The organism is Bacillus sp. MYb209 (assembly GCF_002975175.1).
Classification (GTDB): domain Bacteria; phylum Bacillota; class Bacilli; order Bacillales; family Bacillaceae_G; genus Bacillus_A.
The window spans coordinates 137123-162632 of the sequence record NZ_PCNZ01000004.1 but is presented as its reverse complement, the minus strand read 5'-3'; the positions used below and the strand labels follow the sequence as shown (position 1 = coordinate 162632).

The 25510-nt window shown below is 35.2% G+C and carries 24 protein-coding genes; 20 read left to right on the top strand and 4 right to left on the bottom strand.

Features of this window, described 5'->3' with window-relative positions:
• Nucleotides 1–139: 139 nt before the first annotated feature.
• The 4 genes from CQZ94_RS09950 to tlp all read left to right on the top strand — a co-directional run bounded on the left by CQZ94_RS09950 (nt 140) and on the right by tlp (nt 1835).
• Entirely contained in the window at nt 140–1087 is a 948-nt protein-coding gene (locus tag CQZ94_RS09950) for a 3'-5' exonuclease (RefSeq protein ID WP_105585269.1), read from the top strand.
• Between the two features lie 131 nt (nt 1088–1218).
• Nucleotides 1219–1362: an FbpB family small basic protein gene (locus tag CQZ94_RS09945; protein WP_105585268.1), complete on the top strand. Its 144-nt coding sequence runs from the start codon at nt 1219–1221 to the stop codon at nt 1360–1362.
• 43 nt (nt 1363–1405) lie between these two features.
• The gene (sspN, locus tag CQZ94_RS09940; RefSeq protein ID WP_000527988.1) at nt 1406–1540 is read left to right on the top strand and encodes an acid-soluble spore protein SspN; all 135 of its coding nucleotides are present in this window, start codon (nt 1406–1408) and stop codon (nt 1538–1540) included.
• Nucleotides 1541–1637: 97 nt separating this feature from the next.
• The gene (gene tlp, locus CQZ94_RS09935; RefSeq protein WP_105585267.1) at nt 1638–1835 is read left to right on the top strand and encodes a small acid-soluble spore protein Tlp; all 198 of its coding nucleotides are present in this window, start codon (nt 1638–1640) and stop codon (nt 1833–1835) included.
• Nucleotides 1836–1863: 28 nt separating this feature from the next.
• Here tlp and CQZ94_RS09930 read toward each other — a convergent pair whose 3' ends face one another.
• Nucleotides 1864–3156, bottom strand: a complete 1293-nt coding sequence (locus CQZ94_RS09930) for a glycoside hydrolase family 18 protein (RefSeq protein ID WP_105585266.1) — start codon at nt 3154–3156, stop codon at nt 1864–1866.
• 109 nt (nt 3157–3265) lie between these two features.
• Between CQZ94_RS09930 and CQZ94_RS09925 the strand changes: the two genes are divergently transcribed.
• Entirely contained in the window at nt 3266–3685 is a 420-nt protein-coding gene (locus CQZ94_RS09925; RefSeq protein WP_000495819.1) for an acyl-CoA thioesterase, read from the top strand.
• 27 nt (nt 3686–3712) lie between these two features.
• Here the strand turns inward: CQZ94_RS09925 and CQZ94_RS09920 are convergent, their stop codons facing one another.
• Both CQZ94_RS09920 and plsY read right to left on the bottom strand, forming a co-directional pair.
• Nucleotides 3713–4003: a HesB/YadR/YfhF family protein gene (locus tag CQZ94_RS09920; protein WP_105585265.1), complete on the bottom strand. Its 291-nt coding sequence runs from the start codon at nt 4001–4003 to the stop codon at nt 3713–3715.
• Nucleotides 4004–4111: 108 nt separating this feature from the next.
• Nucleotides 4112–4708 carry a glycerol-3-phosphate 1-O-acyltransferase PlsY gene (gene plsY / locus CQZ94_RS09915; RefSeq protein ID WP_105585264.1) on the bottom strand — a complete coding sequence of 199 codons (597 nt, stop codon included), beginning with the start codon at nt 4706–4708 and terminating at the stop codon, nt 4112–4114.
• A gap of 225 nt (nt 4709–4933) precedes the next feature.
• Between plsY and CQZ94_RS09910 the strand changes: the two genes are divergently transcribed.
• The 8 genes from CQZ94_RS09910 to CQZ94_RS09870 all read left to right on the top strand — a co-directional run bounded on the left by CQZ94_RS09910 (nt 4934) and on the right by CQZ94_RS09870 (nt 15867).
• Nucleotides 4934–6790, top strand: a complete 1857-nt coding sequence (locus CQZ94_RS09910) for an anaerobic ribonucleoside triphosphate reductase (protein WP_105585263.1) — start codon at nt 4934–4936, stop codon at nt 6788–6790.
• Nucleotides 6787–7239: an anaerobic ribonucleoside-triphosphate reductase activating protein gene (nrdG, locus tag CQZ94_RS09905; protein WP_105585262.1), complete on the top strand. Its 453-nt coding sequence runs from the start codon at nt 6787–6789 to the stop codon at nt 7237–7239. The genes CQZ94_RS09910 and nrdG overlap by 4 nt, the downstream gene beginning before the upstream one ends.
• Before the next feature lie 18 nt (nt 7240–7257).
• Nucleotides 7258–7935, top strand: a complete 678-nt coding sequence (locus CQZ94_RS09900) for a response regulator transcription factor (RefSeq protein WP_002087776.1) — start codon at nt 7258–7260, stop codon at nt 7933–7935.
• A 203-nt stretch (nt 7936–8138) separates the two neighbouring features.
• Entirely contained in the window at nt 8139–9380 is a 1242-nt protein-coding gene (locus CQZ94_RS09895; RefSeq protein ID WP_105585261.1) for a S1C family serine protease, read from the top strand.
• Nucleotides 9381–9514: 134 nt separating this feature from the next.
• A complete protein-coding gene (locus tag CQZ94_RS09890) occupies nt 9515–9928 on the top strand; it encodes a CoA-binding protein (RefSeq protein ID WP_002137699.1) in 414 nt (137 codons plus the stop codon).
• Between the two features lie 378 nt (nt 9929–10306).
• The gene (gene parE, locus CQZ94_RS09880) at nt 10307–12271 is read left to right on the top strand and encodes a DNA topoisomerase IV subunit B (protein WP_085312101.1); all 1965 of its coding nucleotides are present in this window, start codon (nt 10307–10309) and stop codon (nt 12269–12271) included.
• 1 nt (nt 12272) lies between these two features.
• Nucleotides 12273–14696 (top strand): DNA topoisomerase IV subunit A, encoded by a 2424-nt coding sequence (gene parC / locus CQZ94_RS09875; protein ID WP_105585260.1) that lies wholly within the window; start codon nt 12273–12275, stop codon nt 14694–14696.
• Nucleotides 14697–14835: 139 nt separating this feature from the next.
• Nucleotides 14836–15867: an oxidoreductase gene (locus tag CQZ94_RS09870; protein WP_105585259.1), complete on the top strand. Its 1032-nt coding sequence runs from the start codon at nt 14836–14838 to the stop codon at nt 15865–15867.
• A 25-nt stretch (nt 15868–15892) separates the two neighbouring features.
• On the opposite strand, the gene CQZ94_RS09865 is transcribed toward CQZ94_RS09870, so the two are convergent.
• Nucleotides 15893–16486, bottom strand: coding sequence for a TetR/AcrR family transcriptional regulator (locus CQZ94_RS09865; RefSeq protein WP_142395797.1), 594 nt, complete (start codon nt 16484–16486; stop codon nt 15893–15895).
• 164 nt (nt 16487–16650) lie between these two features.
• On the opposite strand from CQZ94_RS09865, the gene CQZ94_RS09860 reads away from it, so the two are divergent.
• The 7 genes from CQZ94_RS09860 to CQZ94_RS09830 all read left to right on the top strand — a co-directional run bounded on the left by CQZ94_RS09860 (nt 16651) and on the right by CQZ94_RS09830 (nt 25180).
• On the top strand, nt 16651–17544 hold the full coding sequence (locus CQZ94_RS09860) for an ABC transporter ATP-binding protein (RefSeq protein WP_105585257.1): 894 nt from the start codon (nt 16651–16653) through the stop codon (nt 17542–17544).
• Complete coding sequence (locus CQZ94_RS09855; protein ID WP_105585256.1) at nt 17537–18343, top strand: ABC transporter permease subunit; 807 nt, start codon at nt 17537–17539, stop codon at nt 18341–18343. The genes CQZ94_RS09860 and CQZ94_RS09855 overlap by 8 nt, the downstream gene beginning before the upstream one ends.
• Nucleotides 18344–18538: 195 nt before the next feature.
• Nucleotides 18539–19072, top strand: coding sequence for an RNA polymerase sigma factor (locus CQZ94_RS09850; protein WP_000864747.1), 534 nt, complete (start codon nt 18539–18541; stop codon nt 19070–19072).
• Between the two features lie 12 nt (nt 19073–19084).
• Nucleotides 19085–20083 (top strand): anti-sigma factor, encoded by a 999-nt coding sequence (locus CQZ94_RS09845; protein WP_105585255.1) that lies wholly within the window; start codon nt 19085–19087, stop codon nt 20081–20083.
• Between the two features lie 17 nt (nt 20084–20100).
• Complete coding sequence (locus tag CQZ94_RS09840) at nt 20101–21138, top strand: LCP family protein (protein ID WP_105585254.1); 1038 nt, start codon at nt 20101–20103, stop codon at nt 21136–21138.
• Nucleotides 21139–21486: 348 nt separating this feature from the next.
• Complete coding sequence (locus CQZ94_RS09835) at nt 21487–23184, top strand: peptide ABC transporter substrate-binding protein (RefSeq protein ID WP_002066447.1); 1698 nt, start codon at nt 21487–21489, stop codon at nt 23182–23184.
• Nucleotides 23185–23464: 280 nt separating this feature from the next.
• On the top strand, nt 23465–25180 hold the full coding sequence (locus tag CQZ94_RS09830) for a peptide ABC transporter substrate-binding protein (protein ID WP_002185196.1): 1716 nt from the start codon (nt 23465–23467) through the stop codon (nt 25178–25180).
• Nucleotides 25181–25510: the final 330 nt, after the last annotated feature.

The window sequence follows — 25510 nt, the reverse complement described above, 5'->3', positions numbered from 1 at the left end:
TTTCAAGTAGTGATAACTTCGTGATATGATAAAGTGAAACTTTAATCAGTGGGGGAGGTGTTCATCCCCCGCTGATTATTAGCCTGCACCAATCGGGGTAAAAGAAATATAATCGTTAATAGATGAAGGAGTGTATGGAGTGGGGAATGTATCCTTACCGTTAGATTATGTTGTAATTGATTTTGAAACAACAGGATTTAACCCTTATAATGATAAAATTATTCAAGTAGCAGCAGTGAAATATCACAATCATGAACTAGTAGATCAGTTTGTTTCGTATGTGAATCCAGAGCGTCCAATTCCGAGCCGGATAACGAGTTTAACAGGTATTACAAATTATCGTGTTTCAGACGCACCGACAATTGAAGAAGTATTACCGTTATTTTTAGCGTTTTTAGACGCAAATGTTATAGTGGCACACAATGCTTCTTTTGACATGCGTTTTTTAAAGAGTAATGTAAATATGCTTGGACTACCTGAGCCGAAAAATAAAGTTATCGATACTGTGTTTTTAGCGAAAAAATATATGAAGCATGCGCCTAATCATAAACTTGAAACGTTAAAACGAATGCTTGGAATTCGTTTAAGTTCTCATAATGCATTTGACGATTGTATTACATGTGCAGCTGTTTATCAAAAATGTGCAGCGGTTGAAGAAGAAGGAAAAAGAAAAGCGAATAAGGAAGTACTTGATGAAACAGCGGTATTTGAAGCGGTAAAAGAAATGCTTGTACGAAATAAACGTAATATTGAATGGATTCGCTGTATGAATGTGGGGAGTTATTTAGATATAAAAGCTTTTTACCCAATTATAAGGTTAAAGGTCAAAGGGCGAAAGAAATATGTGTTAACAGAAAAAATGGAAGACGATGTAAGAGAAATTTGTACGAGCTTAACATACGAGGCAGCATTGAAAAGTGAGATTGGCAACACGAGAATTATGATTGACAGTGTAGAGGATATTTTGAAGTTAGAGAGCTACATTGTAGAACAATACGATTCTGTATTCCGAGCGCTGGATGAATATAGAGCAAATAAAGTAAATGCGGATGAAGAAATTACAAAATATTTAAATATGATGGTGTAAAAAATCCCATGTGCAACATATGCGCATGGGATTTTTTATCAAAACATGAAATTTTCTTGCAAATCTGATTAAAGAGTTTTTCATTTGCTCATACTATGTAATAAGAAAACGTAGAAGAAAGGGTGAGCAGCATGAGAAGAAGTCGCCGTAGATCGTTTGAAGAGCTTGTAAATGAAAATAAACAACAATTATTAAGCGATCGTGATGCAATCGATCGAATTGAAAAACGTATTGAAAAACGTTATGAAATGCAACTTTTTAAACAGGCTGAATAATTCTTAACACTAGTACGATACTAGTGTTAAGGAGGCGATAGTAATGGGTAATCCAAAAAAGAATTCAAAAGACTTTGCACCAAATCAAATTGGAACACAATCGAAAAAAGCTGGTGGAAATAAAGGGAAGCAAATGCAAGATCAAACTGGTAAACAACCGATTGTAGATAACGGTTAAAGAAAAGGAGAATGTTGCATTCTCCTTTTTTATGTATAGATTTGAAGGGATATAGGTAATTTAAGATGGTATGTATTTATAATTAGGAGGGAAGTAAATGCCGAATCCAGACAATCGAAGTGACAATGCTGAAAAATTACAAGAGATGGTGCAAAATACAATTGATAATTTTAATGAAGCAAAAGAAACAGCGGAACTTTCTAATGGAAAAGATCGTGCTGCCATTGAAGCGAAAAATGAAAGACGTTTAGAAAGTATTGATTCATTAAAAAGTGAAATCAAAGATGAGTCTTAACAGAATGTACAAAAAGGGCTGACAAAAGTCAGCCCTTTTTCGTGATTGTAAAGTTTTCAACGAGTAAACGCCAATTTTGCGGGAACGGTAAACCGATTTTCCAATAACTAATACCGCCTATTCCTTGCTCTTTCATTAAATTAAATTTACTTTGCACGGACCGTGAATCTTCAAACCAAACTTCATGTTGGACGCCGTTTTCGTCAAAGTAATTAAAATGTGGAGCTTGAGCCGTGAAATCATAGCGGATAGGAACATTGTATTTACGAGCTAGTGCAACAGCTGCAACAGAGCTAATTGCTTTTGCAGGTGGATTTCCTTGTTTGAATGGCAGTTTCCAATCGAAACCGTATAAATTTTGCCCCATCATAATTTTTTGTGGTGGCATTTGAGATTTTGCATATTGAAGTACTTCTTTCACAGGACCAATAGGAGAAATCGCCATCGGTGGCCCGCCTTGCCAACCCCAGTCGTATGTCATAATGACGACGAAATCAACAATTTGTCCTTGTGCTTTATAATCATGAGCTTCAAAAAATTTCCCTTTTTGATTGGAACTTGTTTTCGGTACAAGCGTTGTACTTAATGTGTACCCGCTAGGTAAGCGTGTTTTTACATTTCGTAAAAAACGATTATATGCTTCGCGATCTTCAGGTGCTACATTCTCGAAATCAAAGTGAATGTCTCGCATACCGTATTTTTCAGCTGTTTGCAAAATGTTCGTAATAAATTTGTTTTGAATCGTTGCGTCACGTAAAAAAACAGATGCCAAATCGGCACTGAAATTTCCATTTTCGATATTTGTAATAACGAGCATAGGGATGGTTTTACCTTGCGTTGCAATATTAGCGATTTTAGCTGTTTCGGTGGGTTCTTTTAAAGTGCCGTCTCGTTTTGCTTCAAAGCTGAAGTAGGCTAAATATGTTAAAAATGGATTAATAGCACGTGTAGCATTTACTAAACTTTCTTTTATCGGTATTGTTGAAGGTTGTAAATAAGCAATCGATTCTGCTGCTCGTTTTGTTCCTTTTGGTACATATAATTGTTGTCCGACATGGAGAATAGATTTTAATGATAGGTTATTGACTTTAGCTAAACTGGCGAGAGGAACATTATATGTTTGAGAAATTCGATAAAGGCTGTCACCAGGCTGTACATAATAGTTATTGCCTTTTGTATTAACGATAAGTGCCTGACCAACAACGAGTGTTTCGGCTGGATTTAGTCCATTATCTTTTACGATCTCTTCAGGTGTAGATCCATATTTTGAAGCTAAACTATATACACTATCACCGCTACGAACAGTTACAATTTGAATCATGTGCTTGCCCCTTTCGATAAAAGATTCACTGTTTTTATTTTATTTTTGATTCCGCTGTATTATGATTAAATGTATGCAAGGCAGCAGAAGTGAAAGAAGGCGAATAGAAATGTTTGTAGCAGAACATGAAGTTGAAATCCGCTATGCGGAAACAGACCAGATGGGTGTTGTTTACCATTCAAACTATTTAGTGTGGCTAGAACTTGGGCGCACGAAACTTATACAAGAATTAGGATTTTCGTATGTTGAAATGGAGAAAGAGGGAATTATCTCTCCTGTATTAGACTTGCAAATTTCATATCGTAAAGCGATGCGTTACGGAGAAAAAGCAATTGTGAAAACGTGGATTGATACTGTGAGCCCGCTTCGTGTTGTATATGGTTATGAAATTTATAACGGTGATGGCGAGCTTTGTATTACTGCAAGTACAACGAATATTTGTGCGAAAAAAGAAGGGTTCCGCCCTGTATCATTTAAAAAATTATATCCTGAGTGGTATGCGAAATATGAGGAAATTAAAAAGAAATAAAAAAAGCGTGGCAGAAGCCACGTTTTTTTATTTTTCATAATTAAATTGAGGGAAATCATCACCGTCGTTAAGTGTAACTAATAAATTATGTCCATCGAAGAACCACTCATCATCGCCTTCAATAAAGAAGTTAATACCTTCTTCTTGAATTTGAACAGCAGGGTGCGCAGGGTCATCTTTACGAATACCTAAAGAAAGTCCTTTTTGCACAGTACTGCAACCACCGTATTGTACGAAAAAGCGTAGTGTTTCACCTGATTGTAAGTGTAATTCGTTTTTATACCATTGTGCTGCTTCTTTTGTTACGGAAAGATTCATGTATAGTTCCTCCAAATTATGTTGCTTTTTCTTTAGTATAAAAAATAACGCAAAAAGACGCTATTAATATGCTTCACGTTTTCTTTTTGCGTTATGTGGGTTACGATCTTATTTTTGCTTTTTTGAAAAGTTTGCTTTTGGTTCAGTTTTATTTATAATTCGTCCGATATTTGCACGGTGTTTATAAATAACCATACCTGCTAATAAACACATCGCAATAATGAAGATTTTATCCCCGCTAACAATGGATGCAATAACAGCAACGACAGCTGTTACCATAGAAGAAAGTGATACGTATCTTGTTGTAAATAAAAGGCTGAAAAAGACAACAGCTAATATTGCAAAAACAACTGGTGAATAGCATAATAATACCCCGGCAGAAGTTGCAACTGCTTTCCCCCCGCGGAATTTTGCGAAGATCGGATAGACATGTCCAAGAACAGCGGCTAATCCAAACCATAGTGGGTGAATATCTGACCCGAAAATAATCGGTAGAACTGTTGCTAATGTACCTTTTAAAATGTCAGCAATTGTTACGATAAAACCTGCTTTTTTCCCTAATGTACGGAATGTATTAGTTCCGCCTAGATTACCGCTTCCATGCTCACGAATGTCGATTCCATAACCGATTTTTCCAACGACTAATGCAAATGGAATCGAACCGAGTAGATAGGCAACGATAAATAAAAGATATGTAATAACCATGAGTTCAGTCTCCTTTATACAAATGTGTTGATAAAGGGTAAAAAGAGTTTTTCCCGTTTATTGTACCATACATTTGTAAAGAGCACATTTCTTTTTTATAAATGAAAAAGTCATTAATTTTTAAAAAAACTTTCACAGGAATGTTACATTTTTCACAAAAACACTAGAACTATATGTTGTATGATTTTAATCAAAAGACAACAACATGTTGATGGAGGGTTATGAATGTTGAAACAAAATGTACGTGGAGAAGAATTAATGAAAGTATTTGAGACAATTATCCACGGTAATGAACAAGATTTAATGCAGGAAAATGCAAATGTAGATGGCCGATCTCCAATGGGAGTAATGGGAACGTTCGCATCTGAGAGCGCAAAGTATTATGCAGTAGAAAAATTATTATCAGATCAAGTGAAAAAAGCGATAGATCAAAATATATTATATCCACATGATTTAGATTTTTATGCAACAGGAACGACGACTTGTTCACAAATTCCGTTAGCGCAAATGCTTGCTCACGGTTTTCATACTGGACATGGACATATGAGACAACCGCAAGACATTAAAAGTGCGTTGGCGCTTTCTTCAATTGTTTTTCAGGCGAATCAAAATATGCAGCACGGTGGTCAATCGTTTGCGCTCTTTGATATTGATTTAGCTCCATATGTGAGAAAAACAGTAGAGAGACATAAAAAACGATTACAGTCATATCCGCTTACGAAAGAACAAATAGAGGAATTTGCATGGAAAGAAACAGAAAATGATACGTATCAGGCGTGTGAGGCTTTCGTTCATAATTCAAATAGTATGCATAGTAGGGGCGGGGGACAAGTACCATTTATTTCTATTAACTACGGAACAGACACATCGCAAGAGGGAAGACTTTTAATTAAGCAACTTTTAAAAGCGACGCAAGCTGGACTGGGTAAAGGGGAAACACCGATTTTTCCTATTCAAATTTTCAAAATGAAAAAAGGCTTGAACTTTGAAGAGTGTGATCCGAACTATGATTTATTTGAATTAGCGTTAGAAACGACAGCTGAGCGATTATTCCCTAACTTTTCGTTTTTAGATGCTCCGTTTAATGCAGTGTACTATGATGGGCGACCTGAAAGTGAAGTATGTTATATGGGGTGTCGTACTCGTGTTATGTCTAATATACATGGGGAAGAAACAGCAATTGGAAGAGGGAATTTATCGTTTACTTCTATTAATTTAGTGAAATTAGCGCTAATTAGTGGTTCAACAGAAGCGTTTTTTGAAGCGCTAAGTTATTACTTAGATTTGGGCGTTAAGCAATTATTAGAGAGATTTGCTTATCAATGTACAAAGAGAGCAAGAGATTTTCAGTTCTTATATTCACAAGGTGTATGGCGCGGTGGAGAAACGTTACAACCTGAAGATGCTGTGGCACCCATTTTAAAACAAGGGACGTTAAGTCTTGGTTTTATCGGTCTTGCAGAATGTTTAGTAGCGTTAACTGGAAAGCACCATGGAGAAAATGAAGAATCGTGGAAGCTTGGATATGAAATTATTTCCTTTATGAGAGAGAGAATGGATAAGGCGACGGAAGAACATCAACTCAATTTCTCTGTAATTGCAACGCCAGCAGAAGGGTTATCAGGAAAGTTTGTGAAGAAAGATAGAGAAGAATTTGGTGAAATTAGCGGTGTGACAAATCATAATTATTATACAAATTCGTTCCATGTACCGGTGTATTACAATATTCAAGCGATAGATAAAATTCGATTAGAAGGACCGTTCCACGCTCTTTGTAATGGCGGACATATTACGTATATTGAACTAGATGGTGCAGCTGTGCATAATCAAAAGGCGTTAAAGCAAATTGTACAAGCGATGGCGCAGTACGGCGTAGGCTACGGTTCAATTAACCATCCTGTCGATCGTTGTAAGTGCTGTAGTTATCATGGCATTATCGGGAATGAATGTCCGAGCTGCGGAAATGAAGATGAGAATGAAATAGAAAGAATTCGCCGCATAACAGGATATCTTGTAGGAGATATGTCAAAGTGGAATAGCGCGAAACGTAGTGAAGAGATGGATCGGGTGAAGCATAAATGAAAGTTATGAATATCATTCATGATAGTGTAGTAGATGGAGAGGGGTTGCGGACAGTCGTGTTTTTTGCGGGCTGTCCGCATCGTTGTATCGGTTGCCATAATTCGAAATCATGGAATGTTTGCAATGGAACTGAAATGACGGTAGAAGAAATTGTGAAAGAGATTGAAAAAAATTCATTAACCGATGTAACATTTTCAGGTGGAGATCCATTTTTTCAAGCTGCTGAAGTGAAAAAAGTAGCAAAAGCAGTGAAGGATTTGAAAAAAAATCTATGGATTTATACAGGTTACACGTTAGAAGAGATACAGAGTGCTCAAAATAATGATATGATAGAATTGTTACATTATGGGGATGTTTTGGTCGATGGAAGATTTGAACTTGATAAAAAAGATTTAACACTTCCATTTCGCGGAAGCTCCAATCAACGTATTATTCGATTGAAAGAGTAAAAAGGCGGGATAGGTTATATGAATAAAACAGTATTACTTGTTGAAGATGAAAGAAGATTACGTGAGATTGTTAGTGATTATTTTCGTAATGAAGGCTTTGAAGTAATCGAAGCGGAAGATGGAAAAAAAGCGCTAGAATTATTTGCTGAACATACAATTGATTTAATTATGTTAGATATTATGTTACCAGAAATAGATGGTTGGTCTGTTTGTAGACGAATTAGAAAAGAGTCAGCGGTACCAATTATTATGCTGACAGCACGTTCTGATGAGGATGATACATTACTAGGCTTTGAACTAGGTGCAGATGAGTATGTCACAAAACCTTTTAGTCCGAAAGTATTAGTAGCTCGTGCAAAGACGTTATTGAAACGTGCGGATGGAGCGGTAGGAGTATCAGAAGAGAATACTATGTCTTTAGCTGGAATAGAAGTGAATCGACTATCTAGAACAGTTTTAGTAGATGGAGAAGAAATTATATTGACACATAAGGAGTTTGAGCTTCTCGTTTATTTAATGGAGAACAAAGGAATTGTGTTGTCACGCCAACATTTATTAGATCAGTTATGGGGATATGATTACTACGGCGATGACCGAACGGTTGATACACATATTAAAAAACTGCGAAATAAGCTAGGAGATAAGGCGAAGCATATCGGCACTGTTATTCGAGTAGGTTACAAATTTGAAGAATAACCTTTAAGTTACTATGCATCTCGGCTTTGGGATATAGCAAATTTACACTCTCCTTTGTAGGTGGAATGTACAAAAAATACTTTTCTTGTCTACAATGATAGATAGGAGTATTTTTTTAATTGGATTTCACGATGAGTTCACAAGAAGGACACAAACTGTGACTATACTGAAAGTACGAATTCACCAGAGAGGGGAAATAAAACATGGGATATTACGACGGACCGAATTTAAATGAAGAGCATAGTGAAACGAGAGAAATGAAAAAATCAGGTAGTAAAAAAGGATATTTTTTCACAGGTTTAGTTGGAGCTGTAGTCGGGGCGGTTTCGATTAGTTTTGCAGCACCATACATGCCATGGATGCAAAATAATGGGGCAGCAGTTTCGTCATTCAACTCTAATCAACAAGTGGAAGGTACTGTAGCTCCTGTTGTTAATAAAGTGAAGGGCGAAACAGATTTGCCAGGTATGATTGAAGGCGCAAAGGATGTTGTAGTTGGTGTAATTAATATGCAGAAGACTATTGATCCGTTTGCGATGCAACAGGCAGAACAAGAGCAAACAGCTGGTACAGGATCAGGTGTTATTTATAAAAAGTCAGGAAATAAAGCATATATTGTAACAAATAACCACGTAGTAGACGGTGCAAATAAACTTGCTGTTAAACTGAGCGATGGAAAGCAAGTTGATGCAAAATTAGTTGGTAAGGACCCTTGGTTAGACTTAGCAGTTGTAGAGATTGATGGATCTACTGTTAATAAAGTTGCAACTTTAGGTGATTCCAGTAAACTTCGTGCTGGTGAAAAAGCAATTGCAATCGGTAACCCACTTGGATTTGATGGCAGCGTAACAGAAGGCATTATCAGTAGTAAAGAACGTGAAATTCCAGTAGATATTGATGGGGACAAACGTCCAGACTGGCAAGCACAAGTTATTCAAACAGATGCAGCGATTAACCCTGGTAATAGTGGCGGTGCATTATTTAACCAAAACGGTGAATTAATTGGAATTAACTCAAGTAAAATTGCGCAGCAAGAAGTTGAGGGGATTGGTTTTGCAATTCCAGTTAATGTTGCAAAACCAGTTATTGAATCGCTTGAAAAAGACGGAGTAGTGAAACGCCCAGCTCTTGGTGTAGGTGTAGTTTCATTAGAAGATGTGCAAGCTTATGCATTAAACCAATTAAAAGTACCAAAAGAAGTAACAAATGGCGTTGTATTAGCTAAAATTTATCCTGTGTCACCGGCAGAAAAAGCTGGCTTAGAGCAATATGATCTTGTAGTAGCATTAGATGATCAAAAAGTAGAAAATTCACTTCAATTCCGTAAATACTTATATGAAAAGAAAAAAGTAGGCGAGAACGTAGAAGTTACATTCTACCGCAACGGTCAAAAAATGACGAAAACAGCTACATTAGCAGATAATTCAGCTACAAAAAATCAATAAATGTAAACTTTAATCAGTGGAGAGTTCTCTTCCTTCTGCTTATTAGCGTACATCAATCGGAATAAAGAAAGTCTCTTTCATGTTGAAAGAGACTTTCTTTATCGGATATAATAAAGGTATAGGAGGGATTAATTATGACAATTGAAAACCCAACTCGTACGGAAATTGGTGAAGTATTGAAGAAAAGTAAAACGATTGCAGTTGTTGGATTATCAGATAAGCCAGAACGCACATCGTATATGGTTTCAAAAGCAATGCAAGATGCTGGGTACCGCATTATTCCAGTAAATCCAACAGTAGATGAAGTACTCGGAGAAAAGGCGGTTTCTTCACTGACGGATATTAAAGAACATGTTGATATTGTAAATGTATTTCGTCGCTCAGAATTTTTAAAGGATGTTGCGAAAGAGTTTGTAGAGATTGATGCAGATGTTTTCTGGGCACAATTAGGAGTACAAGATGAAGATACATATAAACTTTTACAAGAAAAAGGCTATACAGTAATAATGGATCGTTGTATTAAAGTAGAGCATGTAATGACAAAATAGTATAGACTTTAAAGATAGAAAGATTGAGTCAGCCCTCGCTTTTTACATAAGTAGGGCGGATGAACGAGGTGTTCATCATGAGATTTTTTAAAGGCTGTTTTTGGGGATTGTTACTTGTTATCCCGTTTTGGATATTGATCATTTGGATCATGATAAAGGTTTGGAATGTATAATGTTGGAATACATATCCATTTCTCGTTGACAAACGATTATTTTTCTGAAATAGTAGCCTAGAGGAATCCTTGTGAAAAAAAACAAGGATTTTTCTATTGAAAATGGTATATAAAAGAGATAAGATAACTTGCCAAAACTATAGTCGAGGCGTTATTCTATAATAGAAACATATGTTCTGATTTAATTAGGAAAGGGGCAAGGAGTTTGGCGAAGCATCAGTTCCAATACAATGAAGATGCAATTCAAGTGTTAGAAGGACTTGAAGCCGTTCGAAAACGCCCGGGTATGTATATCGGGAGTACGGATAGCCGTGGATTGCATCATTTAGTATATGAAATAGTAGATAACTCCGTTGATGAAGCATTAGCGGGATTTGGCGACGAAATTTCTGTCGTAATACATAAAGATAATAGTATTAGCGTTATTGATAAAGGGCGAGGAATGCCTACGGGAATGCACAAGCTTGGAAAACCGACACCTGAAGTTATTTTAACTGTACTTCATGCTGGTGGTAAGTTTGGCCAAGGAGGCTATAAAACGAGTGGTGGTTTACACGGTGTTGGGGCATCAGTTGTAAACGCCTTGTCAGAATGGCTAGTAGTAACGATTAAGCGTGATGGTAGCATTTATGAACAACGCTTTGAAAATGGTGGTATTCCTGCAACGACGTTAGAGAAAATCGGGAAAACGAAAGAGTCTGGTACAACGATGCACTTTAAACCAGATACAACTATTTTCAGCACAACGAATTACAACTATGAAACATTATGTGAGAGATTACGTGAATCTGCATTCTTATTAAAAGGAATGAAAATCTCGATAAAAGACGAGCGTAATGATTTAGAAGATGTATTTCATTATGAAACAGGAATTGAGGCTTTCGTTTCATACTTAAACGAAGAGAAAGATTCGATTCATCCAGTTGTATATTTCTCTGGTGAGCAAAATGGAATTGAAGCAGAGTTAGCATTTCAGTTTAATGATGGCTACTCAGAAAACATTCTTTCGTTTGTAAACAACGTACGTACAAAAGACGGTGGAACACACGAAGCTGGATTTAAAACAGCAATGACACGTGTGTTCAATGAGTATGCTCGTAAAGTTTCTTTATTAAAAGAAAAAGACAAAAATTTAGAGGGTACAGATATTCGTGAAGGATTAGCTTCGATTGTTTCTGTACGTGTACCAGAAGACGTACTCCAGTTTGAAGGGCAAACGAAAGGGAAACTAGGTACAAGTGAAGCTCGTTCTTCAATTGATGCAATTGTATCTGAGCATTTAGCTTACTTTTTGGAAGAAAACCCGGATGTAGCTACACTTCTTGTGAGAAAGGCAATTAAAGCAGCACAAGCACGTGAGGCTGCTCGTAAAGCGAGAGAAGAAGCGCGTACTGGTAAGAAGAAGAAAAAATCAGAAGGTACTTTAAGCGGGAAGTTAACACCTGCACAATCACGTAATCCTCAGAAAAACGAATTGTATTTAGTAGAGGGTGACTCGGCTGGTGGTTCAGCAAAGCAAGGGCGAGATCGTCGTTTCCAAGCGGTGCTACCATTACGTGGTAAAGTAATTAACACGGAAAAAGCAAAGCTTGCTGATATTTTTAAGAACGAAGAGATCAATACGATTATTTACGCAATTGGCGGCGGCGTAGGGAATGAGTTCGCTGTTGAAGATATTAACTACGATAAAGTTGTTATTATGACCGATGCAGATACGGATGGAGCACATATTCAAGTGTTACTACTGACGTTCTTCTACCGTTATATGAAACCACTTATTGAAGCTGGTAAAGTATTTATCGCACTTCCACCTTTATATAAAGTAAGTAAAGGAAAAGGGAAAAGTGAAGTAATTGAATATGCATGGTCTGATGAAGAATTAGGTGGTGTAACGAAAAAGGTCGGTAAAGGCTATATGTTGCAGCGCTATAAAGGACTTGGCGAAATGAATGCCGATCAATTATGGGAAACAACGATGAACCCTGAAACACGTACGTTAATTCGTGTGAAAATTGACGATGCATCAAGAGCGGAGCGCCGAGTTACGACATTGATGGGTGATAAAGTAGAACCTCGCCGTAAATGGATTGAGCGTAATGTACAATTTGGTATGCAAGAAGAAGGAAATATTTTAGAAAATGAAATGATTATGGAGACGGAGGTGGAATAACATGCAGGCAGAGAAGTTTCATGACCTCCCGCTTGAAGACGTGTTAGGTGACCGCTTTGCGCGTTATAGTAAATATATTATTCAAGACCGCGCGCTTCCAGATGCGCGTGACGGTTTAAAACCAGTACAAAGACGTATTTTATATTCCATGTATGTAGAAGGAAATGTACATGATAAAGCGTTTCGTAAATCAGCTAAAACAGTAGGTAATGTTATCGGTAATTATCATCCACATGGTGATTCCTCTGTATATGAGGCGATGGTACGCTTAAGTCAAACTTGGAAAGTACGTAATGTTCTAGTTGAAATGCACGGAAATAACGGTAGTGTTGATGGGGATCCAGCAGCAGCAATGCGTTATACGGAAGCACGGTTATCACCAATCGCATCTGAGTTATTACGTGATCTTGATAAAGAAACAGTAGAATTCGTGTCAAACTTTGATGATACGAGTGAAGAACCTGTTGTATTACCAGCAATGTTCCCGAACTTATTAGTGAACGGATCTACAGGGATTTCCGCTGGTTATGCAACAGAAATTCCACCGCATCATCTTGGAGAAGTAATTGATGCGACGATGATGCGAATTGATAATCCGAATAGTACTGTTGATGATTTATTAACAGTTATTAAAGGACCAGATTTCCCTACAGGTGGTATTATACAAGGGATAGATGGCATTAAAAAAGCGTATGAAACAGGTAAAGGTAAAATTATTATTCGCGGAAAAGCAGAGGTTGAAACGATTCGTGGCGGGAAGCAACAAATCGTTATTACAGAAATTCCGTATGAAGTAAATAAAGCGAATCTTGTTAAGAAAATGGATGAATTACGTATAGATAAAAAGCTAGATGGAATTGCTGAAGTACGTGATGAGACAGATCGTACAGGTCTTCGTATCGTTGTAGAATTAAAAAAAGAAGCGAATGCTGAAGGTATTTTAAATTATTTATATAAAAATACAGATTTGCAAATTCCATACAACTTTAATATGGTAGCGATAAATAATCGTCGTCCGACACTTATGACATTACCTAAGATTTTGGATGCATATATTGGGCATCAGAAAGAAGTTGTTACAAGACGCTCGCAATATGAATTAAGAAAAGCAGAAAATCGTCAGCATATTGTAGAAGGTTTAAAGAAAGCATTATCAATTTTAGATGAAGTGATTGAAACGATTCGTGGGTCTAAAGATAAGCGTAATGCGAAAGATAATTTAAGTGCGAAATTTGGATTTACAGAGGCGCAGTCAGAAGCAATTGTTTCACTGCAATTATATCGTTTAACGAATACAGATATTACAGCGCTAGAGCAAGAAGCAGCGGAACTTAGTAAGAAAATTATAGAGTTACAGACGATTCTACAAAGTGAAAAAAGACTTTTTCAAGTTATAAAAACTGATTTGAAGAGAGTAAAGAAAACATATAGTGATAATCGCCGTGCGATAATTGAAGAGGAAATTGAAGAAATTAAAATCGATGTGGAAGTTATGATTCCGCAAGAAGATGTCATCGTTACTGTAACGAAAGAAGGCTATGTGAAACGAACAGGTTGGCGTTCGCATAATGCATCGAACGGGAAATACTTCGGTATGAAAGAGGGTGACATCTTACTTGAGCGTTTCGATACAAACACGACAGAAACCGTTCTTTTATTTACGAACAAAGGAAATTATATTTATCTTCCTGTGTATGAAATGCCAGAAATTCGTTGGAAAGATTTAGGTCAACACGTTGCGAATCTTGTTTCACTCGAGCGAGATGAATCGTTAATTTGGGCAACAGTCGTACCGGATTTTGAAGAAGAAAAACGATTTATCGTATTTGTTACACGAAACGGTATGATTAAGAAAACAGAATTAAACCAATATAAAGTACAGCGTTATTCACGGGCGTTCGTTGCTGTAAACTTGAAAAAAGATGATGAAGTTGTTGATATATTTGCGACAGATGGGACAAGTGATATTGTTCTTGCAACACATGGTGCATATGCACTTGTATTCAATGAAGAAGAAGTAAGTCCAGTTGGTGTAAGAGCAGCTGGTGTGAAAGCAATTAATTTAAAAGAAGATGACTATGTTGCTTCTGGTAAACCGTTAAATGGTGAAAAAGATCAACTTATTCTCGTTACGCAGCGCGGTGCTGTGAAACGTATAAAGGCATCAGAAATTGAGAAATCAACGAGGGCGAAGCGCGGCCTTGTAATTTTTAAAGAGTTAAAACGTAATCCGTACCGTATTGTCGGTATTGAAATTGTTCGAGATGATGAATTAGTTTACATGAAGACAGGGAAACACATTGTAGAAGAAATTGATCCGAAAGCGTTTCGAAATAAAGACCGGTATAGTAATGGTAGTTTAGTACTAGATGTTAATGATACTGGTGAAGTAATTGAAACGTGGACAAAAAAACGAACAGAGTAAATGTGAAAAAAACCTTGCTAGTGTATAACTAGCAAGGTTTTTAGTTATGAAAAGGTATGTATGAGCAAAACGTTATGTATATAAAAATAATCTTGTTATAATAATGAAATGAAATCGTTCTCACAAATGGAGGGGCAACATGAAAAAAATAGGTGTAGGGATTGTAGGATTTGGATTTTCTAGTACAACATTTCACATCCCGTTATTACAAACGATAGAAGAATACGATATCCGTGCTATTTTATCATCAAAAGAAGAAGTAGTGAAACAAGCATTACCAAATGCTGAAGTTGTTGGTACAATTGATGAATTAGTAAACCGAGCTGATATTGACTTAGTGGTCATTACTTCACCGAATACAACTCATTTTCCATATGTAAAAGAAGCGATTGTACACGGTAAGCATGTTGTTGTGGAGAAACCATTCGTTGTTTCAATTGAAGAGGGAGAAGAACTTATTTCATTAGCGAAGCAACATAATGTCGTTTTAAGTGTGTATCACAACCGTCGTTTTGATAATGATTTCTTAACGATAAAGAAACTATTACAAGAAAATAGAATAGGGAATGTATACGCATATGAAGCGCATTTCGATCGTTTCCGTCCACATGTACGTGATCGCTGGAGAGAAAAGAATTTACCAGGTTCAGGAATTTTATATGATTTAGGATCGCATTTAATGGATCAAGCGTTATCATTATTCGGGAAACCAGATGCGATAAATGCAGATGTAATAAAACAACGACCAGGTGCAGAAATTGATGATTATTTCCATGTCGTACTTCACTACTATGTAAAACGTGTCATTTTACATAGTAGCAGTTATGTGAAACAAGCTGGACCACATTTTACACTGCATGGCGATAAGGGTTCTATCGTGAAGTATGGTATGGATTCACAGGAAGAACAATTAAAAACTGGAATGAAGCCAGGGGATAATGGTTATGGAGCAGACTCTGAAGAGAATTTTGCTATTTTAGAAACGGAAGAAAAGTTAGAGCGTATTCCGACAGAAGTCGGCTGTTATGACATGTATTATAAAGGTGTAAGAGATAGTATTGTAAATGGTGAGAAACCACCTGTAACAGCAGAAGAAGGCTTGGAAGTTATTAGACTTATTCAATTGGCAATTGAAAGTAGTGAAACTGGTAGAGTTATTTCGGTAAAATAAAAAAGACACGATTCTGTGTCTTTTTTTATTTTTGCGGAACAGAAAGTCCGTAAAAGAACATTGTAACTATATCTTGTATATGTTTTTCTCGATCTCCTTCAAGAAGCTGTGCCCCGAAATCATCACCTAATTTAGTGAACATTTGAATGTACAGTAACATCATTTCTTTTGAAAGATGAGGATTAATTTCATTTTTGCGCTGTGCTTGTTCTAATATTTCTAAATACCAAGGCAGGATTTTTTCGTTTTGATAACTATAAATAAATTCTCGGAGCTCTTCGTCTCTTTGCATCATTTGTAGTAGCATATCAGGCTGAAATAATCCGCCCGTATTCATTTTTTTTACAATCATTTTTTGCATCATATCATGAAAAGGTAATTTTTCTTCTGCAAGATCTTTATAATATTGAAATTCAGATATTATAAATTCTTGTATAAGTTCCCTAAATAACGCATCTTTACTTCCGAAATGATTATAAATTGTAACTTGAGAAACGTTTGCTTTTTTTGCAATATGTTCTATTTTCACTTCATTAAATCCACGTTCTGAAAATAATACGAAGGCTGCCTCTTTAATGGCACGTTTTTTCTTTTCTTTCACTTTTTCAAAGCCGTTCAATACAATCACCTCATTTAAAATATACAAGAAAAAATAATTGAAAACAATATTTTTGAAATATGGACATATAAATATTTCAAAAAGTTGTTGCGAATATGAAAGATGAGGAGTACAATAATTTTGAAATATCATACATTAAATATTTCAAAAAATGAGGTGGGCTTATGATTTCAGTTCAAAATGTCACAAAACAGTTTTCAAATGGGAAAGGCTTGTTTGATATTACATTTGAAGTGAAAGAAGGGGAAGTTTTTGGCTACTTAGGACCAAATGGTGCTGGGAAATCAACAACAATTCGTAATTTAATGGGATTTATAAAACCGACGGCTGGTAAAGCGACAATTTTCGGATTAGATTGTTGGGAAGATGCTGCGAAAATTCAAAGAGAAGTTGGCTATTTACCAGGAGAAATTTCTTTTATTGAAGGAATGAATGGATTAGAGTTTTTAAATTTGATGCAAGGAATGCGTGGGCTAAAGGAAACGAAGAGACGTGATGACTTGATAGAGCGTCTGCAATTCGATGTGAAAACACCAATTCGAAAAATGTCTAAAGGAATGAAACAAAAAGTAGGGATTGTTGCTGCATTTATGCATGATCCAGAAGTACTAATTTTAGATGAACCAACATCAGGACTCGATCCACTTATGCAACAAGTGTTTATAGATTTAATATTAGAGGAAAAGCAAAGAGGAAAAACGATTCTTATGTCGTCGCATATTTTCACTGAAATTGAGAGAACTTGTGACAGAGTGGCTATTATTAAAGATGGTCGCCTTGTAACAGTTGAAAACATTCATGATTTACAAGGCATGAGAAGACAGGTGATAGATGTAACTGTATCATCTCAAGAAGAAATCGAGTCTCTTAAACAATGTGATTTGCAATTTGAAGGAGTGAAAGGTAGAGAGGCGTCAATTATTGTGCAAGGAAACTATCAAACTGTTTTACAAATACTTTCAAACTATAATGTAACGGCACTTCAAACGAGAGCGACGGATTTAGAACATTTATTTATGCATTATTACGAGAAGAAAGAAGGGGTAAAGCATGAATAAACAACTATTTTTAGCTAGTTTGAAAGAAACTCAAAAAAATATTTTGAGTTATGCTACTGGTGCAGCTCTTTATTTATGGTTATTAATTTGGATATTCCCATCGATGGTTTCAGCGAAAGGGTTAAATGAATTAATAAGTGCCATGCCTGATAGTGTAAAAAAAATCGTTGGAATGGAAAGTCCGATTCAAAATGTAATGGATTTTTTAGCTGGTGAATATTATAGTCTATTGTTTATTATCATTTTAACAATTTTTTGTGTCACGGTTGCAACGCATTTAATTGCTCGTCATGTAGATAAAGGGGCGATGGCATATTTATTAGCAACACCTGTATCAAGGGTGCAAATTGCAATTACACAAGCTGCCGTTCTCATATTGGGGCTACTAATCATTGTATTTGTTACGTATGTAGCGGGTATAGTAGGTGCAGAATGGTTTTTAAAAGACAATAACTTAAATAAAGAATTATTTTTGAAGATAAATATAGTCGGAGGACTCATATTTTTAGTAGTTAGTGCCTATTCATTTTTCTTTTCTTGTATATGTAATGATGAAAGGAAGGCACTTAGTTATTCAGCAAGTTTAACAATCTTATTTTTCGTATTAGATATGGTAGGGAAATTAAGTGATAAGTTAGAATGGATGAGAAGTCTATCATTATTCACGCTGTTTCGTCCGAAAGAAATTGCCGAGGGATCATATAATATATGGCCGGTAAGTTTAGGGTTAACCGTTGGAGCAGTTTGCATCTTCTTGTTAGCAATAGTTGTGTTTAGAAAGAGAGATTTACCGTTATAAAGTAAAAAGTCCACTGTGAAAGTGGACTTTTTTGTTTGTGAATTTGAACCGATATGTTTATTGTGTAGCACCCTAAAAAGGATATTTATCTTTTAATTTACAAAAATATTCAAAAAAATGAACCTTTTTATAGGCTCCCCCGTCTAATACGTGTAAAGTTAAATTTGAAGTGAGGCTGAAACAGGAGGACCAATTGTGAAAGTAATTCCTTTATATAAGATGATTGTAAAAGAAGAAACGGATGTTTCTTTAGCAAAAAAGGGTAATCATGAGGCTTTTATGACACTTATACATACAGAAAAAGTAAAAATGTATCGCATTGCGAAGGCGATGTTACGTGATGAGACGAATATAGAGGATGCGATGCAGGCAACAATCTTAAAAGCTTATGAAAATATAAAAAAACTGAAAAAGGAAGAGTTTTTTCAAACTTGGCTCATTAGAATTTTAATAAATGAGTGTAACAATATAATTCGCTCTTATAAAAAAGTAATTGTAATTGAGGATCATGATAGTAATATGGTGGCGTTCGATCGATATGAAGATATTGACCTTTGTAATGCTATTCAGTCTTTAACGGAAGAACTAAGAGCTGTAACTGTACTTTATTATTATGAAGATATGAATCAAGAAAGTATTGCAACGCTTTTAGAAATTCCAAAAGGAACGGTTAAATCAAGATTGTCACGTGCAAGGGAACAATTAGAAGAGCGATTAAAGATGGAGTAGGAGGTGGTTAAAATGGATAAAGAAAAATCATTTGATGAAAAATTAAAAAAGAGAATAGAAAAAGATAATACCGTATTGCCACAGGCACTAAACGAAAAAATTAATGATACACTTCGTAATCTTCCTGTAAAAAGAAAGAGTTATAGAGTACATATGATGTTTATTAGTGCCGCTGTTCTAACACTGTCAATTGTATCTATGTCTGAGTTTTCTATACAGAGCTTTGCACAAAATGGAGGGATGTTTAATTACGTAAAGAAGAATGCGTTTTCTGATTATGAGAATGAAGAAGAAATAAAGTCGAACGTCAATTATCCAGATAAGGAAAAGATTCATCAAAAGATGCTTGATTCAATTGATCATTTCCAAAATGTTTCAGGGCAATTCGAAGAATATTCTAGCTCTACAAGAATTGCTACAACATATAAATATGCGATTGATACGGAGAAACAAAGTGGTATTTCATCTAAAGAAGACAAACTATCGAAAAAAAGCACGATTATTTATAGCGAGGACGGAAAAAAAGAGTTTAATGATAAGAATAATACGTATAAAGAGACGAGATGGAGCCCAAAAGCAAGAAATAATGAACTATTAAAATTAAGCCCTACGGAAAGGTTGTTGAGAAAATCAGGTGAGAAGAAACGGTATGATGACGAATATGTGGGATTCGCTAAGTACAGTATTCAATCAGAATTTGCTGATCTATTAATTCGATATAAAGATTGGAGTTATAAAGAAACGAAGTATCTTGGACTCGATTGCTACAAAATAGAAGGGGTAATAAACATAGAAATGCCTGTAAGTACATCTGAAGATTTGAGAGGGAAATTTGAAATGGTTGTAGATAAAAATACGGGGATTATGTTGAAGTTCCTTAGTTTCCATGAAGGTATGATTCAATATTCGATTACGACTGAATGGATACAAATAAACAAAGGATTGAAAGAGAATGTATTTCAAAAGGATAGCACTAATTATGAAAAATTGAAAAACATATTAGATGAATAGAAAACGGAGGGAACTATATGGAGAATACCTCTCCTTCAAGAGAAAATAAAAATAAACGAAAATATAAAAAGACAACGATAATAAGTGTATTGTTAGGAGTATTACTATTTGGCGGAGTTGGTTATGGTGCTTATGTATATATGAAAACTTCTAATCTCGTACAAAAATCTAATTTGAACTTATCGCGTGGTGAAAAATCAAATTTACGTGAGAGAGCTGTAAAGCCAATTACAAACAACGTTTCAATGTTAATTATGGGAATTGATGAAAATCAAGAACGGCAAAAGGGGTATAATGGTGCATTTCATACGGATGCATTATTATTAGCTACGTTTAATAAAGAAGATAAGACAGTGAAGTTAACCAGTATACCACGAGATACATATACATATGTTCCAATCGAAAAGAAAAAAGATAAAATAACACATGCATATGGAAGTGGTTTCGTTAAAAACGGAAAAGATGGAGGGCCACAAGCTTCTGTTGAGGCAGTAGAAAAGTTACTGCAAGTGCCGGTAGATTATTTTGTGAAATTTAATTTTGGTTCATTTATTAAAATTGTTGATGGGCTCGATGGTGTTGAGGTAGATGTCCCGGTTGAATTTACTGAACAAAATAGTAAAGATGAACCTGATACGATTCACTTGAAAAAAGGGGTTCAAAAATTAACGGGAGAAGAAGCACTTGCTTTGGCGAGAACTCGTCATATTGATAGTGATGCAATGAGGGGACAGCGCCAACAACTTGTTATTGAGGCGATTTTAAGTAAATTAAAAAGTGTAGGGTCTATTACAAAACTGGAGAAAATGGTTGAGGCCGTCGATGGTGATTTTAAAACAAATTTAGCAGTGGATGATATTTTATCTTTTTATAAATATGGTTTAGATTGTTCAGTTGAGAAGATTCAGCTAAATGGTGATGATTTATATTTACCAAATGGCCCAAATGGACAGCGTGTATATTATTATAATCCTAATAAAAAAGACTTGCAAAATTTGAGTAATACACTCAGAACACATCTTGGATTAAGTGCGAAACAAATTGAGGAAAATTAAAGCAGATTTTATATCTGCTTTTTTTGTTTTTGTAAGAAAAAGATTTCTAAAATATACATTATTTATTAACGATAATCTACAGTCTATTTATTAGAAAACATAATTAACACTATTAAATTAGTGTATATGTAACGATAAAAAACGATGTTAAAAAACTATATGGAATTTTTATGAATATTACTGTAAGAAAATAATTTTTTAAAAATTTTCAATAATAATACTTTACAAATTTTAAAAAATTAGTAGAATAAGAAGTAGTAAGAATCGTCTGATAAGTATATAAAGAAAAACAGAATTATCAGAAAATTCTTAAATAGGTATCGTTTAGAATTAGGGAGGGTACAGAAAATGAAAAAGAAAAAAATGAAAAAACTAACAGCAGTTGTAGTACCGGTTTTAGCAATGAGCATGGCACTAACAGCATGTTCTACATCAGGTGGAGATAAAAAGACAAGCACAAACTCAAGTGGAGATAGCAAGTCAGAGGGAAAATTAGCGGCAAAACAAGTGTTGAATCGAACAGTAAACCAAGAGATTCCAACGATGGATTCTTCTAAATCAACAGATACAGTATCTTCACAAATGCTAGGGAATACGATGGAAGGATTATATCGTCTGGATAAAGATAATAAGCCTATTCCAGCTGCAGCAGAATCTAGCACGAAAAGTGAAGATGGTAAAAAATATACATTTAAACTACGTAAAGATGCAAAATGGTCAAATGGAGATCCAGTAACGGCGAAAGATTTCGTATATGCTTGGCAACGTCTATTAGATCCAAAAACAGCTGCTGAGTATGCATTTATCGCATTCCCAATTAAAAATGCAGAAGTGGTTAATAAAGGTGAAAAACCTGTAGCTGAATTAGGAGTGAAAGCGGTAGATGATCTTACGCTTGAAGTTGAATTAGAGCAAGCGGTACCGTACTTCTTAAACTTAGTAGCATTCCCATCGTACTACCCATTAAATGAAAAATTCGTAAAAGAAAAAGGGGAGAAGTTCGGTATAGAGTCTGATACAACAGTTTATAATGGACCGTTCGTTCTTAAAGATTGGAAGCATGAACAAGGATGGCAATTAAAGAAAAATGATCAATATTGGGATAAAAAGACTGTAAAACTTGAAGAAGTTAACTTCAGTGTTGTTAAAGAACCAGCAACTCTTATCAATTTATATGATAGCGGTCAAGTTGACTTTGCTTTATTAACTGGAGAGTTCGTAGATAAATACAGAAATAAGAAAGATGAATTCGGAACATATTCACAAGTGAGTACGTATTTCATTCGTATGAACCAAAAACGTGATGGACAAGATACACCATTAAAGAGTAAAAAGTTACGTGAAGCAATTGCACTATCAGTTGATAAAAAGAATTTAGCAAACGTAATTTTAAATGATGGATCAAAAGAAGCTGACTTCTTAGTACCAAAAGGTTTAGCAACTGGACCAGACGGTAAAGACTTCCAAGAAACGTTTAAAAATGGTTTAAAACCAAATGCTAAAAAAGCTGCTGCAGCTTGGGAAGAAGCGAAAAAAGAGCTAGGTAAAGACCAAGTTACAATTGAATTCTTAAACTATGATACTGGTAATGCGAAAAAAGTTGGAGAATATATTAAGGACCAAATTGAGAAGAACTTAAAAGGTGTAACAGTTAACATTAAACTTCAACCATTTAAGCAAAAACTAAAATTAGAATCTGAGCAACAATATGATATTTCATACGGTGGTTGGAATCCAGATTATGCAGATCCAATGACGTTCTTAGATATGTTTGAGACTGGACATTCTCATAACCAAATGAGCTTCTCTGACCCTAAATATGACGGCATGGTGAAAAAAGCTGGAACGGAATTAATGAGCGATGCAAAGAAACGTTGGGAAGAGTTAGGAAAAGCTGAAAAAACATTACTTGAAGAAGATGTAGCGATTGTACCTTTATATCAACGTGGAGATTCTTATGTTTTACAACCAAATGTAAAAGGTGTAGTAAAACATAATATCAGTCCAGAATTTAGCTTTAAGTGGGCATACGTGACTGAAAAATAATAGAGTTAAAAAAGCATTTTAAAGTAGCTTAGCTACTTTGAAATGCTTTTTTTAGTTCAGTTAAATAGAGAAGAATAAGGCGTATAGTACGTACATACAGTAGATGGGGGATAAATCATACTAAATTACGAAGAAAAAATCTGAATATTTAAAATAAAACTATTTACAAACGCGGAAAATAGAGTAGAATAATATTAGTTATAATTTTCTGAAAAGTAAATCGTTAACAAGGGGTCTCTCAAGGGTTGGTATTGTACATATAATTGGGGAGGGTATAAAAATGAAGAGAAAAAAGATGAAAAAGTTAACAGCAGTTGTAGTACCAGTTTTAGCGATGAGCGTTGCATTGACAGCGTGCTCTGGGTCAGGTGGAGAGAAGAAAACGACTACTACATCTAATAGTGGGGAAGAAAAAAAATCTGATATTAAATATGCAGCGAAGCAAGTATTAAATCGTACGGAAAACCAAGAAATTCCGACGATGGACACTTCTAAATCTACTGATACGTTAGGGGCACAAATTTTAGGGAACACAATGGAAGGATTATATCGTCTTGATAAAGATAATAAGCCTATTCCGGCTGCTGCAGAATCAAGTACGAAAAGCGAAGATGGTAAAAAATATACGTTTAAACTGCGTAAAGATGCGAAATGGTCAAATGGAGATCCTGTAACAGCGAAAGATTTCGTATACGGATGGCAGCGCTTACTTGATAAAAACACAGCGGCGGAATATGCGTTTATTGCCTACTATATTAAAAATGCAGAAGCGATTAATAAAGGTGAAAAACCTGGAACTGAATTAGGAGCGAAGGCGGTAGATGATTACACGCTAGAAGTAGAATTAGAAAAACCGGTACCGTACTTCTTAAATTTATTAGCATTCCCGTCATACTATCCATTAAATGAAAAGTTTGTAAAAGAAAAAGGAGATAAGTTTGGTTTAGAAGCAGATACAACGGTGTATAATGGGCCATTCGTTATGTCTTCATGGAAACATGAACAAGGATGGCAGTTGAAGAAAAATGATAAATATTGGGATAATAAGACTGTGAAATTAGAAGAAATTAATTATAGTGTAGTAAAAGAAGTTGCTACGAAAGTAAATTTATATGATACAGGATCAATTGATTTCACACTACTATCAGGAGAGTTTGTAGATAAATATAAATCGAATAAAGATGAATACGGTGAGTATGCAGAATCAAGTACATTCTTCTTACGTTTAAATCAAAAGCGTAACGGACAAGATACACCGTTAAAGAGTAAAAAACTTCGTGAAGCAATTGCATTATCAGTTGATAAAAAAGGTTTAGCAAATGTTATTTTAAATAATGGATCAAAAGCAACAGATCAATTGGTTCCAAAAGGGCTTGCGACAGGACCTGACGGTAAAGATTACCAAGATACGTTTAAAAATGGTCTGAAACAAGATACGAAAAAAGCAGCAGCTGCATGGGAAGAAGCGAAAAAGGAACTTGGAAAAGATCAAGTTACAATTGAATTACTAAGCTATGATGATGGAACTGCGAAAAAGATTGCTGATTATGTTAAAGATCAAATTGAGAAAAATTTAAAAGGTGTAACGATTAATACGAAAATTCAGCCGTTCAAACAAAAATTAAAATTAGAGTCAGCGCAAGATTATGAAATCTCTTATGCAGGTTGGAGTCCAGACTATGCGGATCCGATGACATTTATTGATATGTTTGAATCGAAGAGCCCATATAACCAAATGAGTTATTCAAACCCGAAATACGATGAAATGGTACAAAAAGCAGGTAATGAATTACTGTCTGATCCGAAGAAACGTTGGGAAGCGTTAGGGAAAGCAGAAAAATTATTCCTTGAAGAAGATGCAGGATTAGTTCCTTTATATCAAACAGGAAGATCATATGTAATGAAACCGAATGTAAAAGGCATCGTTAAACATAACATCAGTCCAGAATATAGCTTTAAGTGGGCGTATGTAACTGAGGATGGCGGGAAAAAATAATATAGAGGCATTTTAAAAGTGGCTAAGCTGCTTTTGAAATGCTTTTTTGTATGAATAGGAGAATAAGGCACATGGAAATTTTGAGAAATGTTGAGGTTGCTTTTAAAATTCTACTGTAGGAAATTAGAAAAGAGTTCAACAATTGGATAGATAAATGATAGCAGAGATTTCATATTGATGAGAAAAATATAGAACTTAGTAATAGAGAAGAATAAGAGGAGGTATGTTTACATATAGTAGATGGGGGATAATTCATATAGTAGTAATAGTAAAATAACAAGTTACTATCATAAAAAAATAAAATTTTAGAATATTCTTAAAAATACTTTA

What these genes read in the sequence shown, in the direction of transcription:
- CQZ94_RS09930 (WP_105585266.1), bottom strand. Translation starts at nt 3,156, where the DNA reads ATGATTCAAATTGTAACTGTTCGTAGCGGTGATAGTGTATATAGTTTA.
- parC (WP_105585260.1), top strand. Translation starts at nt 12,273, where the DNA reads ATGCAGGCAGAGAAGTTTCATGACCTCCCGCTTGAAGACGTGTTAGGT.
- CQZ94_RS09945 (WP_105585268.1), top strand. Translation starts at nt 1,219, where the DNA reads ATGAGAAGAAGTCGCCGTAGATCGTTTGAAGAGCTTGTAAATGAAAAT.
- CQZ94_RS09920 (WP_105585265.1), bottom strand. Translation starts at nt 4,003, where the DNA reads ATGAATCTTTCCGTAACAAAAGAAGCAGCACAATGGTATAAAAACGAA.
- CQZ94_RS09840 (WP_105585254.1), top strand. Translation starts at nt 20,101, where the DNA reads ATGGAGAATACCTCTCCTTCAAGAGAAAATAAAAATAAACGAAAATAT.
- CQZ94_RS09860 (WP_105585257.1), top strand. Translation starts at nt 16,651, where the DNA reads ATGATTTCAGTTCAAAATGTCACAAAACAGTTTTCAAATGGGAAAGGC.
- CQZ94_RS09855 (WP_105585256.1), top strand. Translation starts at nt 17,537, where the DNA reads ATGAATAAACAACTATTTTTAGCTAGTTTGAAAGAAACTCAAAAAAAT.
- tlp (WP_105585267.1), top strand. Translation starts at nt 1,638, where the DNA reads ATGCCGAATCCAGACAATCGAAGTGACAATGCTGAAAAATTACAAGAG.
- nrdG (WP_105585262.1), top strand. Translation starts at nt 6,787, where the DNA reads ATGAAAGTTATGAATATCATTCATGATAGTGTAGTAGATGGAGAGGGG.
- sspN (WP_000527988.1), top strand. Translation starts at nt 1,406, where the DNA reads ATGGGTAATCCAAAAAAGAATTCAAAAGACTTTGCACCAAATCAAATT.
- CQZ94_RS09845 (WP_105585255.1), top strand. Translation starts at nt 19,085, where the DNA reads ATGGATAAAGAAAAATCATTTGATGAAAAATTAAAAAAGAGAATAGAA.
- plsY (WP_105585264.1), bottom strand. Translation starts at nt 4,708, where the DNA reads ATGGTTATTACATATCTTTTATTTATCGTTGCCTATCTACTCGGTTCG.
- CQZ94_RS09830 (WP_002185196.1), top strand. Translation starts at nt 23,465, where the DNA reads ATGAAGAGAAAAAAGATGAAAAAGTTAACAGCAGTTGTAGTACCAGTT.
- CQZ94_RS09870 (WP_105585259.1), top strand. Translation starts at nt 14,836, where the DNA reads ATGAAAAAAATAGGTGTAGGGATTGTAGGATTTGGATTTTCTAGTACA.
- CQZ94_RS09925 (WP_000495819.1), top strand. Translation starts at nt 3,266, where the DNA reads ATGTTTGTAGCAGAACATGAAGTTGAAATCCGCTATGCGGAAACAGAC.
- CQZ94_RS09890 (WP_002137699.1), top strand. Translation starts at nt 9,515, where the DNA reads ATGACAATTGAAAACCCAACTCGTACGGAAATTGGTGAAGTATTGAAG.
- CQZ94_RS09900 (WP_002087776.1), top strand. Translation starts at nt 7,258, where the DNA reads ATGAATAAAACAGTATTACTTGTTGAAGATGAAAGAAGATTACGTGAG.
- CQZ94_RS09910 (WP_105585263.1), top strand. Translation starts at nt 4,934, where the DNA reads ATGTTGAAACAAAATGTACGTGGAGAAGAATTAATGAAAGTATTTGAG.
- CQZ94_RS09835 (WP_002066447.1), top strand. Translation starts at nt 21,487, where the DNA reads ATGAAAAAGAAAAAAATGAAAAAACTAACAGCAGTTGTAGTACCGGTT.
- CQZ94_RS09895 (WP_105585261.1), top strand. Translation starts at nt 8,139, where the DNA reads ATGGGATATTACGACGGACCGAATTTAAATGAAGAGCATAGTGAAACG.